This is a genomic window from Geobacillus lituanicus (genome assembly GCF_050994965.1).
Classification (GTDB): domain Bacteria; phylum Bacillota; class Bacilli; order Bacillales; family Anoxybacillaceae; genus Geobacillus; species Geobacillus stearothermophilus.
The window spans coordinates 1,349,343-1,364,511 of record NZ_CP194773.1; the positions used below are offsets into that span (position 1 = coordinate 1,349,343).

Genomic DNA, 15,169 nt, shown 5'->3' on the forward strand with positions numbered 1-15,169 from the left:
GTTTTTGGGCAGGAAATCGGCGCGCTGCTGCGAATGATTTATGTACATACGTGCAAACAGGGAAGAGGGACGATGGATCGACAATTACGGAAGAAAGTGTTGAAATGTTACGATTATCCGCTCATGGCCGCGGTCATTATGCTGTCGTTGTTCGGCCTGATTATGGTGTACAGCGCGAGCATGGTGACGGCCGTCATCCGTTTTGAGGTGCCGAGCGACTATTTTTATGAGCGGCAAAAGCATTGGCTCATCGCCGCGCTCGCTGCCTTTGCCATGATGGCTATTATTCCGTATAAAGTGTGGCGAAAAGAACGATTCGTGAAATTCGTTTTCTTCGCTTCCCCGCTGATGCTGATCGCGGTTGCGTTCCTTGGCCATACGGCCAACAATGCGACAAGCTGGTTTCGCGTTGGGGCGCTTTCCATCCAGCCGGCGGAGCTGGCCAAGCTCGGCCTGATTTTGTACTTGTCGGCGGCGTTTGCCAACAAGCGGAAACGGCTGGCTGAGCCGGTGAAAAGCAATTTATTCCCCATTTACTATACGCTGTTTATTTGTGCGTTGATCGCCATTCAGCCGGACTTCGGCACGGCGTTTATCGTTTTTGTCATCGCGGTGTGCATCATTCTTTCGTCTGGACTGCGCCTCACGTTGCTTTTCAAGCAGCTGCTCTTTTTCGCTTTGATCGCCGTGATGCTGTCGCCGCTTTGGCTTCCGTTCATGGGCAAAAAGATTTTTTCGGACGAACGGTTGTCGCGCCTTTACAGTTTTTTGGATCCGTTTCAATATGCGGATACGGACGGCTATCAGCTCGTCAATTCGTATTTGGCGATCGGGATCGGCGGGCTGAAAGGGCTTGGGCTCGGAAAAGGCATCCAAAAGTACGGCTATTTGCCGGAGTCGCACACCGACTTTATTATGGCCGTCATTGCCGAAGAGCTCGGTTTGTTCGGCGTCATGTTCACGCTTGGGCTATTGGCGTTTATCGTGCTGCGCGGATTGTGGATCGCCCGCCGCTCGACTGATGCGTTCGGCAGCTTGCTCGCCATCGGCATTTCCGTCATGATCGGCTTCCAGACGTTTATTAACGTCGGCGGAGTCGTCGGGCTCATTCCCATCACCGGGGTGCCGCTGCCGCTCGTCAGCTACGGGGGGACATCGCTCGTCCTGATGATGGCCTCGCTCGGCTTGCTGGTGAACATTTCGATGTTTACAAAGTATGAACAGCGATACAAAAAAAGCGAAAAACAAGCCGTGAACGCGTCAAAAAAAGGTCTGACTTTTTAGAAAGTGTATTTACAAAACGGCAAAACTTTTATAGTTTAATTAGAAAGGAGGAGAGACGATGAGGACAAGACGAATTCACAAAGTGCTTGTAGCCAACCGCGGGGAGATCGCCATTCGCGTCTTCCGCGCCTGCACGGAGCTCGGCATCCGCACTGTAGCCATTTACTCGAAGGAAGATGCCGGTTCGTACCACCGCTATAAGGCGGATGAAGCGTATTTGGTCGGCGAAGGGAAAAAGCCGATTGAAGCGTATTTGGACATCGAGGGCATCATCGAAATCGCCAAAGCTCACGACGTTGATGCCATCCATCCGGGGTACGGGTTTTTGTCGGAAAATATCCAATTTGCGAAACGGTGCCGCGAGGAAGGGATTATTTTCATCGGCCCAAACGAGGATCACCTCGACATGTTTGGCGACAAGGTAAAAGCGCGCCATGCGGCCATGAAAGCGGGCATTCCGGTCATCCCGGGCAGCGACGGACCGGTCGGCGGCCTTGAGGATGTCGTCCGCTTTGCCGAAACGCACGGATATCCGATCATCATCAAGGCGGCGCTGGGCGGCGGCGGACGCGGCATGCGCATCGTCCGTTCCAAGTCTGAAGTGAAAGAAGCGTTTGAACGCGCCAAATCAGAGGCGAAGGCGGCATTTGGCAGCGATGACGTCTATGTCGAAAAGCTAATCGAAAAGCCAAAGCACATTGAAGTGCAAATTTTGGGCGACCATGAAGGAAACATTGTCCATCTTTACGAACGTGACTGCTCGGTGCAGCGCCGCCACCAAAAAGTCGTTGAGGTTGCGCCGAGCGTCTCGCTGTCGGACGAGCTGCGCCAGCGCATTTGTGAAGCGGCGGTCAAACTGATGAAAAGCGTCGGCTACGTCAACGCCGGTACGGTTGAGTTCCTTGTCTCAGGCGATGAATTTTATTTCATTGAGGTCAATCCGCGCATCCAAGTCGAGCATACGATCACCGAAATGATCACCGGCATTGACATCGTCCAGTCGCAAATTTTGATTGCCGACGGTTTTCCGCTTCACAGCCATGAAGTCGGCATTCCGAAGCAGGAAGACATCCGCATTAACGGCTATGCCATTCAGTCGCGGGTGACGACTGAGGACCCGCTCAACAACTTTATGCCGGATACCGGGAAAATTATGGCGTACCGCTCAGGCGGCGGCTTTGGCGTGCGTTTGGACGCCGGCAATGGCTTCCAGGGGGCGGTCATTACGCCGTATTACGATTCCTTGCTCGTCAAGTTGTCGACATGGGCGCTGACGTTTGAGCAGGCGGCAAGAAAAATGCTGCGCAACTTGCGCGAATTCCGCATTCGCGGCATTAAAACGAACATCCCGTTTTTGGAAAATGTCGTGCAGCATCCGAAGTTTTTGTCAGGGGAATATGATACATCGTTCATTGACACAACGCCGGAATTGTTTGTGTTTCCGCGCCGGAAAGACCGCGGGACGAAAATGCTCACCTACATCGGCACGGTGACGGTCAACGGCTTCCCTGGAATCGGCAAAAAGAAAAAGCCGGTGTTTGACAAGCCGCGCGTGCCGAAATTGAGCGAAACCGAACCGATCCCGGCCGGAACGAAGCAAATGTTGGACGAACGCGGCGCCGAGGGGCTCATTCGCTGGATTCAAGAACAGCCGCGCGTCCTGCTCACTGATACGACGTTCCGCGACGCCCATCAGTCGCTGTTGGCGACGCGCGTGCGCACGATCGACATGCTGCGCATCGCCGAACCGACGGCGCGCCTGCTGCCGAATTTGTTCTCGCTTGAGATGTGGGGCGGAGCGACGTTTGATGTGGCGTACCGCTTTTTGAAAGAAGATCCGTGGGACCGGCTGCTCAAGCTGCGCGAGCGCATCCCGAACGTGCTGTTCCAAATGCTGCTTCGTTCGGCCAACGCCGTGGGGTATAAAAACTATCCCGACAACGTCATCCGCGAGTTCGTCGACAAATCAGCGCAAGCCGGCATCGATGTCTTCCGCATTTTTGACAGCTTAAACTGGGTGAAAGGAATGACGGTGGCGATCGACGCCGTCCGGCAAAGCGGTAAAATCGCCGAGGCCGCCATTTGCTACACCGGCGACATTTTGGACCCGAGCCGGCCGAAGTACAATTTGGACTATTACAAGTCGCTCGCCAAAGAGCTCGAGCAAGCCGGAGCGCACATTTTGGGCATTAAAGATATGGCAGGGCTTTTGAAGCCGCAGGCGGCGTACGTGCTCATTTCCGCGCTTAAGGAAACGGTCGATATTCCGATCCATTTGCATACGCACGATACGAGCGGCAACGGCATTTACACGTACGCCAAAGCGATTGAAGCGGGTGTGGACATTGTTGATGTCGCCGTCAGCTCGATGGCCGGCTTGACGTCGCAGCCGAGCGCCAATACGCTCTACTATGCGTTGGAAGGAACAGAGCGGGCGCCGGAAGTTGACATTTATGGCTTGGAGCAGCTGGCTCGCTATTGGGAAGATGTGCGCAAGTTTTATCAGGAGTTTGAAAGCGGCATGAACGCCCCGCATACGGAAGTATACATGCACGAGATGCCGGGCGGCCAATACAGCAATTTGCAGCAGCAAGCGAAAGCGGTCGGCCTCGGCGACCGCTGGGATGAAGTGAAAGAAATGTACCGCCGTGTGAACGACTTGTTCGGCGATATCGTCAAAGTGACGCCATCATCGAAAGTCGTCGGCGACATGGCGCTGTATATGGTGCAAAACAACTTGACCGAACAAGACATTTTTGAGCGCGGCGAAACGCTCAACTTCCCGGATTCGGTCGTCGAGTTTTTCGAAGGCTATTTAGGCCAGCCGCACGGCGGATTTCCGAAAGAGCTGCAGCGCATCATTTTGAAAGGGCGCGAACCGATCACCGTCCGCCCGGGTGAGCTTCTTGAGCCGGTTGACTTCGAGCAAATCAAGCGGGAGCTGCATGACAAGCTCGGCCGCGAAGTGACCGACTTTGACGCCATTGCCTATGCGCTTTATCCGAAAGTGTTTTTAGAATATGCCGACACGGTCGAAAAATACGGCGATATTTCCGTGCTCGATACACCGACGTTCCTGTACGGCATGCGCCTCGGCGAGGAAATTGAAGTGGAGATTGAACGCGGCAAAACGCTCATCGTCAAGCTCGTGTCGATCGGCCAGCCGCAGGCCGATGGCACGCGCGTCGTCTACTTCGAGCTGAACGGCCAGCCGCGCGAAGTCATCATCCGCGATGAGAGCATCAAAGCGGCCGTTGCTGAGCGCATCAAGGCCGACCGGACGAATCCGAACCATATTGCGGCGACGATGCCGGGTACGGTTGTGAAAGTGCTTGTCGAAAAAGGGGAGAAAGTGGATAAAGGCGACCATTTGATGGTCACGGAAGCGATGAAAATGGAAACGACGGTGCAGGCGCCGTTTGCTGGCATTGTCAAAGACATTTACGTCAAAAGCGGCGATGCCATTCAGGCGGGCGACTTGCTGATTGAGCTATCCAAATAATGAAAAAGGGATGTCCGTGTTTTTGTGGGCATCCCTTTTTCTCTGCAGCGGATTACCGCCATTTCAGCACGGTTGGCGCTGTTTCCTCGGGCGGGTGAGCCATCGTTTTTCCCGGCGCACGGCGGGTGCGCAGCGCCAAGAGCAGCAAGTAGCTGAGCACGCCGAACAGGCAGGAGATAAAAAACGCGTGCGCCAGAGCCACGTATAAGTTCAACTGAGTGAACACAACGAGCGCCCCAGTTGTCATCTGGGCGAGGACGAGAAAAAGAGCAATGATCCATCCATAGTAGATAACCGGTTGGCTTCGGTAATGACGGATGGCGTGCAGCGCCGCGATGGCGATCCAGATGACGATCAGCCCCGCCGCCAGCCGATGGCCCATTTGCACCCATTCGTGAAACTGCACCGGGAAAGGACGCGTTTTCGCGCACAGCGGCCAGCTTGGACAGGCGAGGCTGGCGTTCGTATGGCGGACGAGCGCCCCGGTATAGACGACAATGTACGAGTAAATAATGATCCCGTAAATATGAACGCGCATCGGCCTGTCAAGCGTAAGCGAGACGGCGGAAAACGTTTTGTCCGCTTCAAAAATGAGCAGCGTCAACAGCAGCACAGCGGCAAATGAGATGAGCGAAATGCCGAAATGCAGGGCCAACACAAAATCGGACTGCCCCCAGACGACCGCGGCGGCGCCGATTAATCCTTGCAGGACGAGAAAAACGAATGAGACGACTGCCAAAAACTTTGTCTCCCGCATATGGCCGATGACCCGCCATGCCCAAACGGAAAGAATGAGCACCATGATGCCGGCAAGCCCGGAGACAAGGCGATGGCTCAGCTCAATGACCAGTTCAGGCGTAATGTCATCCGGCACCCACTGGCCGTTGCACAGCGGCCATGATCGGCCGCACCCCATGCCGGAGCCGGTTTTCGTCACGAGCGCTCCGCCGATCAGCACAAACAGCATGGCCACGGTTGTCGCGGCCGCAAACCATTTTAATGAACGTTGCAAAATCTTCACCTTCTTGTATTGAGGAATTATGATTTTGTCCATATTAGTAAAAAGTGGTGCAGTTGATGACGGCCAACGATGTTCCAAACCAAATCTATTTTACACGATGACCACCGGAAACACAAAATGACGTTTGCATATTGAATAAGTCGATTAAGTTTGCTAGAAATATTAATGGGATAGGCAAACGGGCCGGTTTCGCCTAACGGATTCAAAAATTTGACACAAATTATTCAAAAAAAGTTCACATGATGAGAAAAAAATGTGATTTAATATAATAGAGAGATGGGGTTGCTTTTGTTCTTTTTTGCTTTTTTGTTTTTGCATTTTCGGACATCAGAGCTAAGATCACGGCGCCTGCTGGGCGGCGCAATGAGGAGGAACAGGAGAAATGGCCGATTTGAAAGCGGTGCATGGGGCCGCGGCCGATGCTCGCCATCGTTCGCAGGCAAGCGCAAAGGCGATTTGGAGAGAATTGTCGGCAGTTGTCAAAATCGGGATTGTTAATTCGAACTTGATCACGACGTTTGCCGGAATGTGGCTGGCGTTTTATTTTACTGGAGAGCACTTTTTGGAGAATTTGCATCTTGTGTTTTTTACGCTGTTTGGCGCCGCGTTCGTCATCGCAGGTTCATGCGCCATTAACAACTACATTGACCGCGACATCGATCAATATATGGAGCGGACGAAAGTGCGGCCGACGGTAACTGGAACGATGGAGCCGCGGCGCGTGCTTTGGCTCGGAGTTGCCCTAGTCGCCGTCGGCACGATGAGCTTGCTTATGACAACGGTTACGGCGGCGGTGGTCGGGCTCATTGGCATGGTGACGTACGTCTTTTTCTATACGCTTTGGACGAAGCGCCATTATACGCTCAACACTGTCGTCGGCAGCATTTCCGGCGCCGTGCCGCCGGTGATCGGCTGGACCGCGGTTGACCCAAGTTTCCATGTCGTCCCGCTTGTTCTCTTTTTGATCATGTTTTTATGGCAGCCGCCGCATTTTTTGGCGTTGGCGATGAAGAGGTGCGAGGAGTACCGGGCTGCCGGCATTCCGATGCTGCCGGTCGTTCACGGCTTCGCCATGACGAAGCGGCAAATCATCGTCTGGGTGGCCTGTTTGCTGCCGTTGCCGTTTTATTTGTTCTCGCTCGGCGTGCCGTTTTTAACGGTCGCGACGCTGCTGAACATCGGCTGGCTGTTTTTGGGGCTGTGGGGCTTGAAAATGAAAGATGACTTAAAGTGGGCGAAATGGATGTTCGTCTATTCGCTCAACTATTTGACAATTCTATTCGTGGCGATGGTGATCGCCACCTTATGGTAAACGTTTGAAATTCTTTCATCATGAAAGAATTTGTATATATTTCTACATCAAAGAAAGAGGGGTTTGATTAGGCTATGAACAAAGGGCTGCGTAACTGGCGCTTACTTTCCTTGTTTGGAATGATGGCGCTGTTGCTCGCCGGCTGCGGCAAGCCGTTTTTGTCGACGCTCCAGCCTGCCGGCGAAGTAGCGGACATGCAGTACTCGCTCATGTTGCTGAGCACGTCGATCATGGTGCTCGTCATTGTCGTTGTAGCGATCATTTTCGTCTATGTTGTCATCCGCTTCCGGCGGCGCAAGGGGGAAGAAAACAAAATTCCGAAGCAAGTGGAAGGAAGCCATAAACTAGAAATTATTTGGACTGTCATTCCAATCATCCTCTTGCTGATTTTGGCGGTGCCGACGGTATCGGCGACGTTTAAGCTGGCGGATGTCAAGCCGATGAATGACAAGAACCGTGATAAAGACACGGTTGTGGTAAATGTGCGCGCCAACTTGTATTGGTGGGAGTTTGAGTACCCGGATTACGGCATTATTACGAGCCAAGATTTAGTTGTACCGACGGACGAAAAAGTCTATTTTAACTTGATTGCGTCAGACGTCAAACACTCGTTCTGGATTCCGGCGGTCGGCGGAAAAATGGATACAAATACGGACAACAAAAACCAGTTCTGGCTTGTCTTTGACCAAGAAGCGACAGATAAAGCCGGCGGCGTCTTTTACGGCAAATGTGCGGAGCTTTGCGGGCCGTCGCATGCCTTGATGGATTTCAAAGTGCGTCCGTTGCCGCGCACGGAGTTTGATGCTTGGGTCGAAAAAATGCAAAATGCAAAAAAACCGGTTGTGACGGATCCGGTTGCCAAACAAGGCGAGGCGATTTTCAACAAAAGCTGTATCGGCTGCCATGCCGTGTCGCCGGTAGACAAGCGTCCGGAACAGGCACGCACAGCGCCGAACTTGGCGAACTTTGGCGATCGCGAACGAATTGCCGGCATTTTAGAACACAATGAAGAAAACTTGAAAAGATGGCTGCGTGATCCCGAAAGCATAAAGCCTGGAAACAAAATGACAGGTACATATGGCGAACTGACAGAAGAGCAGATTGATGCGTTGACGAAATATTTAATGAGCTTAAAAGTGGAATAAGGCATAAAAGGGAGGTTTCACTGTGAGTACGATCACTCGCAAAAAGGGTGTCGGCGCCGTTTTATGGGATTACTTGACAACAGTCGATCATAAAAAAATCGCCCATCTGTATCTAATCGCCGGAGGATTTTTCTTCCTGCTTGGCGGTCTTGAGGCGCTGTTCATCCGCATTCAGCTCGCGAAGCCGAACAGTGATTTTCTTGTCGGTGGTTTGTACAACGAAGTGCTGACAATGCACGGAACAACAATGATTTTCCTAGCTGCGATGCCGCTTCTTTTCGCGTTCATGAACGCCGTCGTTCCGTTGCAGATCGGCGCGCGCGACGTTGCGTTCCCGTTCTTGAACGCGCTCGGATTTTGGCTCTTTTTCTTCGGCGGCCTGTTTTTAAACTGTTCGTGGTTTTTAGGCGGCGCGCCGGACGCCGGTTGGACGTCGTACGCATCGCTAGCGCTCGATTCGAAAGCGCACCACGGTGTCGACTTTTACACGCTCGGATTGCAAATTTCCGGTATTGGAACGTTGATAGGCGGGATTAACTTCCTTGTCACGATCATCAACATGCGCGCCCCGGGCATGACATTTATGCGCATGCCGATGTTCACATGGGCGACGTTTGTAACGTCGGCGCTTATCTTGTTTGCATTCCCGCCGCTGACGGTTGCTTTGATTTTCATGATGATGGACCGGTTGTTTGGCGGCAACTTCTTTAACCCCGCTGCCGGTGGTAATACGATTATCTGGGAGCACTTATTCTGGGTGTTTGGACATCCGGAAGTTTACATTCTTGTTTTGCCGGCATTCGGTATTTTCTCGGAAATTTTCGCGACGTTCTCGCGCAAACGCCTATTCGGTTATTCGTCAATGGTGTTTGCGACCGTGCTCATCGCGTTCTTAGGCTTCATGGTGTGGGCGCACCATATGTTCACCGTCGGGATGGGACCGATTGCGAACGCCATCTTTGCTGTCGCAACGATGACGATTGCGGTGCCGACCGGGGTGAAAATTTTTAACTGGCTGTTTACGATGTGGGGCGGAAGCATCAAGTTTACGACGCCGATGTACTATGCGGTCGCCTTCATCCCGTCGTTCGTCATGGGCGGGGTGACCGGAGTCATGTTGGCGGCGGCGGCGGCAGACTACCAATACCATGACAGCTATTTCGTCGTCGCTCACTTCCATTACGTCATTGTCGGCGGGGTTGTGTTCTCCTTGCTGGCCGGAACCCATTATTGGTGGCCGAAAATGTTTGGCCGCATGTTGAACGAGACGCTTGGCAAAATGACGTTCTGGCTGTTCTTTATCGGTTTCCATTTGACATTCTTTATCCAGCACTTCCTCGGCTTGATGGGGATGCCGCGCCGCGTCTTTACGTATTTGCCGAACCAAGGATGGGAAACCGGCAACTTGATCAGCACGGTTGGGGCATTCTTTATGGCAGCCGCGACGGTTATTTTACTTATTAACATTGTGATTACGACGGTAAAAGGCGAAAAAGCGGCGGGGGATGCATGGGGCGACGGCCGCACGCTCGAATGGGCGATCGCTTCGCCGCCGCCGGTGTACAACTTCGCTCAAACGCCGCTCGTCCGCGGGCTTGATGCTTTCTGGATCGAAAAAATGGAAGGCAAAAAAGAATTGACGCCGGCTGAACCGCTTGGTGACATTCATATGCCCAATTCGTCGTTCTTGCCGTTTGTCATTTCGTTTGGACTGTTTGTTGCAGCATTCGGCTTTACGTACCATAATGACGCCGGATGGGGCTTGCCGGTCGGCATTCTCGGCCTGCTGATCACACTCGGTTCGATGTTGCTGCGTTCGGTGATCGATGACCATGGCTTCCATATCCATAAAGAAGAAGTGCTTGAGCTTGAGAAGAAGGGGGCGAACGCCTGATGCATGCGGAAGAAAAACTGACAGCCGAGACGTTTCCGGCGGCGCCGGAACGCGCCACCCTTGAAGGGAAAAACAAGTTTCTCGGTTTTTGGCTGTTTTTAGGCGGAGAGACGGTTTTGTTCGCCTCTCTCTTTGCCACCTATTTGGCGCTCAAAGACAAAACGAACGGCGGCCCTTCGGCGGAGGAGCTGTTCCAAATGCCGATCGTATTTATGGCGACCATGCTGTTGTTGACAAGCAGCTTGACGAGCGTGTATGCCATTTACCATATGAAAAACTTTGACTTTAAAAAAATGCAGCTTTGGTTGGGCATCACTGTTTTGCTTGGCGCTGGGTTTTTGGCCTTGGAAATTTATGAGTTTTATGAGTATGTTCATGAAGGCCATAAGTTTACGACGAGCGCCTTCGCGTCCGCCTTTTACACGCTCGTCGGCACGCACGGGAGCCACGTGGCGTTCGGGTTGCTTTGGATTTTGACGCTCATGATTCGCAATGCGAAGCGCGGGTTGACCTTGTACAACGCCCCAAAATTTTACGTCGCGAGCCTTTATTGGCACTTTATCGACGTCGTCTGGGTGTTCATTTTTACCGTCGTATATTTAATGGGAATGGTGGGGTGAACGTATGGCGAATCAAACGAACTCCGGAAATGAACGCGTCGATTTGGCATACCGCCGCCGCAAAAATGCGGAAGACATGCGCCATCAACTCATCGCCTTCGTGCTGATGATTTTGTTGACGCTCATCTCTTTCGCCGCGGTCGGCTACGAAGAGTTTTCCCATTGGTTTGTCGTTCCGTTTATTTTGTTGCTTGCCGCTGTGCAAGTGGCGTTCCAGCTTTATTATTTCATGCATATGAGCCATAAAGGTCATGAGTTTCCGGCTATGTTTATTTATGGAGGCGTGTTTGTCATGCTTCTGCTTGTGTGGGCGTTTACGACGGTCATTTGGTGGTAAGCAAAGGGGGGATCGGTGTTGCAGCACCGGTTTCCCCTTTTTTTAATAGCGCTCATGCGGCGGCATGTAGTATAATGGGGAAAGGACAAGGCAGGAGGGAATCAGTATGTTTCAGTCGTTGCAAATGTTTGGTCCCGTTGCGCTTTGGAGTCCGTTTTTTCTGTTGGCGTTGGCGGCTGTTGCTTTATTATACCTTGGAGCTACCGGACCGTTGCGGCAACGGTTTGGCCTCGATGCCCCCGTTTCGGGAAAACAAAAAGTGTATTTTTTGACAGGAATAGTGCTTCTTTACGTATGCAAAGGCTCCCCGCTCGACTTGCTGGGCCATTTGACGTTCACCGCCCATATGGTGCAAATGGCGTTGCTTTACTTAACAGTGCCGCAATGTTTTATTTTAGGGATTCCGGAGCAGTTTTATGAGCGGATGTTCCGGATTGCAGCGGTTCGCCGTTCGTTTCAGCTGTTGACAAAGCCGATTGTGTCTTTGCTTTTGTTTAATGGGTTATTTTCCTTGTACCATGTCCCAATGGTTTTTGACGTTGTGAAAACGAACATGTTTTTGCATGCGTTTGTCACAACGGTCATTTTTATTGCAGCCTTCCTCATGTGGTGGCCGCTTGTGAATAAACTTTCCGGATGGACGACATTATCCGGATTAAAAAAAATGGGCTATATTTTTGCCGACGGCATGCTCCTTACACCGGCTTGTGCACTTATTATTTTCGCCGGCACCCCGCTTTATGAGACGTACACGGATCCGGAAGCATGGATGACCGGGTTGGCGCTTTGCGTGCCGCAGGGGGTGTTGGCGTCGCTTGATTTGACCGGACCGCAAATGTTTTTGTCGATGTCCCCGCTTCATGATCAGCAGCTCGGCGGAGTATTGATGAAAATTATTCAAGAAATTGTATACGGAGTGATGTTGTTCTTTATTTTTAGCGAGTGGTATCGGAAAGAACGAGAAAAAGAACCGAGCATGGATATGGCGCCGCGGCCGACGAAACTGTAAGGCGCCATACGCCATAAAGAGACGAAGGAAAGGGGGAGAAGCCATGGCGATTTTACCGACGATCAGCACAAGCTGCATCGTGATCAGCGCTTTGCTTGTTGCTTACGGCTGGTATTTGATCAGCCGCAAACGGACGGAAGCGCATAAAAAGGTGATGTTGGCCGCCGCCGTCTTTGCGCTGTTGTTTTTCATCATTTACATGTCGCGGACGTTGTTTATTGGCAATACGAGCTTCGGCGGACCGGAGAATGTCAAAGTCTATTATACGGTGTTTCTTATTTTCCATATCATGTTGGCGACAGTGGGAGCCGTATTTGGCCTTGTGACGATCTGGACGGGGCTGAAAGACAGCCGCTCCCGCCATCGCCGGCTTGGGCCGGTGACGAGCATTATTTGGTTCGGCAGCGCTTCGACGGGGGTCATCGTGTATTTGCTTCTTTACGTCCTGTACCCGGGTGGGCAGACGACCTCGCTGATTAAAGCAGTGCTCGGATTTTAGAGGCAAGTGGCATCGGCCGGCCGGATCGCATAACATAACAAAAATAGCTCATACGCTGCGGGGGGGAGTGCGGTGAAGACGTCCCGGCATCGGAAGCGGAGCGCCGTAGAAGCGACGCTGTTGACGATTGTCATGATGTGTGTGCGGGAATGGGAAGACGTTGTAATGGACGATTGCGAAATATTTGTAGCTGTTTCACAAGAGGACCGCTGCCGCATCAGCGTGAAGCTATCCGTCCGGTATGGGGCGTCGGTGCTCGCGGTTTGCCGGCAGCTGCAGCAGCAAATTGCCGAGGAGATCGCCGCGATGACGCCATACAGCGCCGAGTCGGTCGATGTGACGGTCAAACGGCTTGTCGCGACGTAAAAACGCATGAGAAAAGAGCTCTCATGCGTTTTTTCTTTACTCTTTCGTCTTTTCAATTTCGCGTTTGACTTGCTCCAATACTTTTTGGCATTGGCCGACAAGGGAAGATGGAAAATGCTCATCTTCGCCATATTCAACGCCATGCGGATAGTAATGTTTCCCTAAAATCGGTGTGAGCAGTTTAATGAGTGCATAGCGCGAGTCGACATCCCCTTCGATCGCGTACCCTTGAACACGCAAATAGTATGTTCCCTCTTTAATCACGTATTTCCGGTCGTATGTGACCCGTTCGTAATCCCACTGCGCCGCGCGTACAAAACCGTGGCGCGCCATGATGTCATCAAGACGGGACAGTTCAACCGTTTGATTTTCAAGACCGCTATTGTCAAATTTCATGTTTCTTCCTCCTAACAACGCAGGTATGTAAAGCGCCAAAAAGGAAATCGTCCCCTCATTTATAATAGTACGAAAACGGTTTGCATTTCAACGAATTGTTTGCCATTGTTTCCGTTTTGCTTGCATTTTTTCTCGCTGCCGGATGCACAATAAAAGCAGAAAGGAGAGACGGACAATGCAAACGGTGCGGGACATCATGTCGACGGATGTGCAATATTGCACCCCGCTTGACAACATGTATGAAGTGGCTGTAAAAATGCGTGAATTTAATGTTGGCGCCATTCCGATCGTCGATCAAGGCCGCCTCGTTGGAATGATTACGGACCGCGATTTAGTCGTGCGCGGCATCGCGGAAAAACATCCGGGTTCAACGGCGGTGACCGAAGTGATGAGCCGCGAGCTGGTGACGGTGTCGCCGGACGATTCCGTGCAAAAAGCGGCGGACATCATGGCGCGCCATCAAATTCGCCGTCTCCCGGTCGTTGAAGGCGGCCGTTTAGTCGGCATCGTTGCCCTCGGCGACTTGGCGACGAACCGTTATTCGGATGAGAGCGCCGGCCGTGCGCTGAGCGAGATTTCTGAACAACATCGCGTCCATTGACTGAATACGGACAGACATTGTTTCTTGAAGGGAAGGGCGGTCTTTTTGGACGCCCTCTTTTTTTTGCCTGTGAAAAACGGCTATAATGGCAATAAGGAGATTGTTGCAGAAAGCGGGAGTTGCCGTGTGAAATGGTTTTTTCTTTTTTTGTTCTTATTGATCGGGTTTTACTATTTTGTGCCGAGTCCGCCGCCGCAAAGCCCTCCGGAGCAGCCCAAAACAAATGGATACACGCTGAAAGAACCGAAAGCAACCGCCGGCGTCGCTGCGTTGATCGGCCGGCCGGCGCAAGAGGCGAAAAAGCAGTTCGGCGCGCCGGATCGAATTGATCCGTCAGCTTATGGCTACGATTGGTGGGTGTACAGCCGCCGCCCTGAATCGTATTTCCAAATCGGGGTGCTTGGCGGCAAAATCGTCACGGCTTTAGTCGGCGGGGAAAAGGTGAACGTCGAGCCGTTTGCGATTGGCCAGCGTCTGCAGACGATTTTCCAAACGATGCCCGTCCTGTCCAACATTAAGATTACACTAAGCAGCGGGACGTACCGGTTTGAGCTGTCGGAACAAGATTATTCCTCAAGACCGGTCGTTAAAGTGGGAGAGGCGTATGCCCAGCTGTACATCGACCGGTTTACCGGCCGTGTGGCCGCTGTTCGCCTCATGGACGCAGAAACGTTTGTGAAACTGCGGCCGTATGAGCTTGTGTACCGCGGCCGCCTGCCCGCGGCTGCCCCGTTGTCAGAGAAAGAACAGCGGCAGGTCGATGCGGCCAATGCGAAGCAAATTTTTGACTGGACGAACTTGATCCGCCGCCGTCATGAGCTTCCCCCCCTTGTCTGGGACAGCAAAGCCGCCATGGCTGCCGCCAAGCATAGCCAGGATATGCATGACCACCAGTTCTTCTCCCATGAATCGCCGCAATACGGCGATTTATCCAAACGGCTTGGCGCCTTGGGCGTTTCATTTCAGCTCGCTGGGGAAAATATTGCCGCTCATCAAGTAGATGGCGTCGAGGCGACGGTTGGGTGGCTGAACAGCCAAAAGCACCGGGAAATTATGCTGAATGCGGAATTTACCCACCTTGGCGTCGGCGTTTATGCCGATTATTATACGCAAAATTTCCTGACGCCGCTATGAAAATTTGGGCGCACCTTTGCCTGCTGGGCGCGATATGATATGGCAGATA

Annotated in this window: 14 protein-coding genes; 12 read left to right on the forward strand and 2 right to left on the reverse strand. The window is 52.4% G+C overall.

Annotation, left to right across the window (positions count from 1 at the left end; translation table 11 throughout):
• Nucleotides 1-72 precede the first annotated feature (72 nt).
• Nucleotides 73-1,284 carry an FtsW/RodA/SpoVE family cell cycle protein gene (locus ACR1UW_RS06835; RefSeq protein WP_160269102.1) on the forward strand — a complete coding sequence of 404 codons (1,212 nt, stop codon included), beginning with the start codon at nucleotides 73-75 and terminating at the stop codon, nucleotides 1,282-1,284.
• Nucleotides 1,285-1,342: 58 nt separating this feature from the next.
• A complete protein-coding gene (gene pyc, locus ACR1UW_RS06840) occupies nucleotides 1,343-4,786 on the forward strand; it encodes a pyruvate carboxylase (protein WP_498935040.1) in 3,444 nt (1,147 codons plus the stop codon).
• 52 nt (nucleotides 4,787-4,838) lie between these two features.
• Here the strand turns inward: pyc and ACR1UW_RS06845 are convergent, their stop codons facing one another.
• Entirely contained in the window at nucleotides 4,839-5,798 is a 960-nt protein-coding gene (locus tag ACR1UW_RS06845; protein ID WP_033008517.1) for a COX15/CtaA family protein, read from the reverse strand.
• 391 nt (nucleotides 5,799-6,189) lie between these two features.
• Between ACR1UW_RS06845 and cyoE the strand changes: the two genes are divergently transcribed.
• The 8 genes from cyoE (at nucleotide 6,190) to ACR1UW_RS06885 (ending at nucleotide 12,989) form a co-directional block, all read left to right on the forward strand.
• Entirely contained in the window at nucleotides 6,190-7,119 is a 930-nt protein-coding gene (gene cyoE / locus ACR1UW_RS06850) for a heme o synthase (protein WP_498935042.1), read from the forward strand.
• Nucleotides 7,120-7,193: 74 nt separating this feature from the next.
• Nucleotides 7,194-8,264 (forward strand): cytochrome c oxidase subunit II, encoded by a 1,071-nt coding sequence (coxB, locus tag ACR1UW_RS06855; RefSeq protein WP_050368472.1) that lies wholly within the window; start codon nucleotides 7,194-7,196, stop codon nucleotides 8,262-8,264.
• A gap of 22 nt (nucleotides 8,265-8,286) precedes the next feature.
• The gene (gene ctaD / locus ACR1UW_RS06860) at nucleotides 8,287-10,158 is read left to right on the forward strand and encodes a cytochrome c oxidase subunit I (protein ID WP_498935044.1); all 1,872 of its coding nucleotides are present in this window, start codon (nucleotides 8,287-8,289) and stop codon (nucleotides 10,156-10,158) included.
• Nucleotides 10,158-10,778: a cytochrome c oxidase subunit III gene (ctaE, locus tag ACR1UW_RS06865; RefSeq protein ID WP_498935046.1), complete on the forward strand. Its 621-nt coding sequence runs from the start codon at nucleotides 10,158-10,160 to the stop codon at nucleotides 10,776-10,778. Before ctaD ends, ctaE begins: the two co-directional genes overlap by 1 nt.
• Before the next feature lie 4 nt (nucleotides 10,779-10,782).
• Complete coding sequence (gene ctaF, locus ACR1UW_RS06870) at nucleotides 10,783-11,115, forward strand: cytochrome c oxidase subunit IVB (RefSeq protein WP_160269113.1); 333 nt, start codon at nucleotides 10,783-10,785, stop codon at nucleotides 11,113-11,115.
• 106 nt (nucleotides 11,116-11,221) lie between these two features.
• On the forward strand, nucleotides 11,222-12,124 hold the full coding sequence (gene ctaG, locus ACR1UW_RS06875; protein WP_094239854.1) for a cytochrome c oxidase assembly factor CtaG: 903 nt from the start codon (nucleotides 11,222-11,224) through the stop codon (nucleotides 12,122-12,124).
• Nucleotides 12,125-12,167: 43 nt separating this feature from the next.
• A complete protein-coding gene (locus ACR1UW_RS06880; RefSeq protein ID WP_033010275.1) occupies nucleotides 12,168-12,623 on the forward strand; it encodes a DUF420 domain-containing protein in 456 nt (151 codons plus the stop codon).
• 72 nt (nucleotides 12,624-12,695) lie between these two features.
• The gene (locus tag ACR1UW_RS06885) at nucleotides 12,696-12,989 is read left to right on the forward strand and encodes an Asp23/Gls24 family envelope stress response protein (RefSeq protein WP_033010274.1); all 294 of its coding nucleotides are present in this window, start codon (nucleotides 12,696-12,698) and stop codon (nucleotides 12,987-12,989) included.
• Nucleotides 12,990-13,025: 36 nt separating this feature from the next.
• Here ACR1UW_RS06885 and ACR1UW_RS06890 read toward each other — a convergent pair whose 3' ends face one another.
• Nucleotides 13,026-13,385: a YugN family protein gene (locus tag ACR1UW_RS06890; protein WP_033010273.1), complete on the reverse strand. Its 360-nt coding sequence runs from the start codon at nucleotides 13,383-13,385 to the stop codon at nucleotides 13,026-13,028.
• Between the two features lie 175 nt (nucleotides 13,386-13,560).
• Between ACR1UW_RS06890 and ACR1UW_RS06895 the strand changes: the two genes are divergently transcribed.
• Together ACR1UW_RS06895 and ACR1UW_RS06900 are read left to right on the forward strand one after the other, a co-directional pair.
• Nucleotides 13,561-13,986 carry a CBS domain-containing protein gene (locus ACR1UW_RS06895; protein WP_033010272.1) on the forward strand — a complete coding sequence of 142 codons (426 nt, stop codon included), beginning with the start codon at nucleotides 13,561-13,563 and terminating at the stop codon, nucleotides 13,984-13,986.
• A gap of 126 nt (nucleotides 13,987-14,112) precedes the next feature.
• Nucleotides 14,113-15,120, forward strand: a complete 1,008-nt coding sequence (locus tag ACR1UW_RS06900) for a CAP domain-containing protein (protein ID WP_033010282.1) — start codon at nucleotides 14,113-14,115, stop codon at nucleotides 15,118-15,120.
• Nucleotides 15,121-15,169 lie beyond the last annotated feature (49 nt).

Bases quoted from the DNA above. Each gene is read 5' to 3' on its own strand.
- ACR1UW_RS06835 (WP_160269102.1), top strand. From the start codon at position 73: ATGGATCGACAATTACGGAAGAAAGTGTTGAAATGTTACGATTATCCG.
- pyc (WP_498935040.1), top strand. From the start codon at position 1,343: ATGAGGACAAGACGAATTCACAAAGTGCTTGTAGCCAACCGCGGGGAG.
- cyoE (WP_498935042.1), top strand. From the start codon at position 6,190: ATGGCCGATTTGAAAGCGGTGCATGGGGCCGCGGCCGATGCTCGCCAT.
- coxB (WP_050368472.1), top strand. From the start codon at position 7,194: ATGAACAAAGGGCTGCGTAACTGGCGCTTACTTTCCTTGTTTGGAATG.
- ctaE (WP_498935046.1), top strand. From the start codon at position 10,158: ATGCATGCGGAAGAAAAACTGACAGCCGAGACGTTTCCGGCGGCGCCG.
- ctaF (WP_160269113.1), top strand. From the start codon at position 10,783: ATGGCGAATCAAACGAACTCCGGAAATGAACGCGTCGATTTGGCATAC.
- ctaG (WP_094239854.1), top strand. From the start codon at position 11,222: ATGTTTCAGTCGTTGCAAATGTTTGGTCCCGTTGCGCTTTGGAGTCCG.
- ACR1UW_RS06880 (WP_033010275.1), top strand. From the start codon at position 12,168: ATGGCGATTTTACCGACGATCAGCACAAGCTGCATCGTGATCAGCGCT.
- ACR1UW_RS06890 (WP_033010273.1), bottom strand. From the start codon at position 13,385: ATGAAATTTGACAATAGCGGTCTTGAAAATCAAACGGTTGAACTGTCC.
- ACR1UW_RS06895 (WP_033010272.1), top strand. From the start codon at position 13,561: ATGCAAACGGTGCGGGACATCATGTCGACGGATGTGCAATATTGCACC.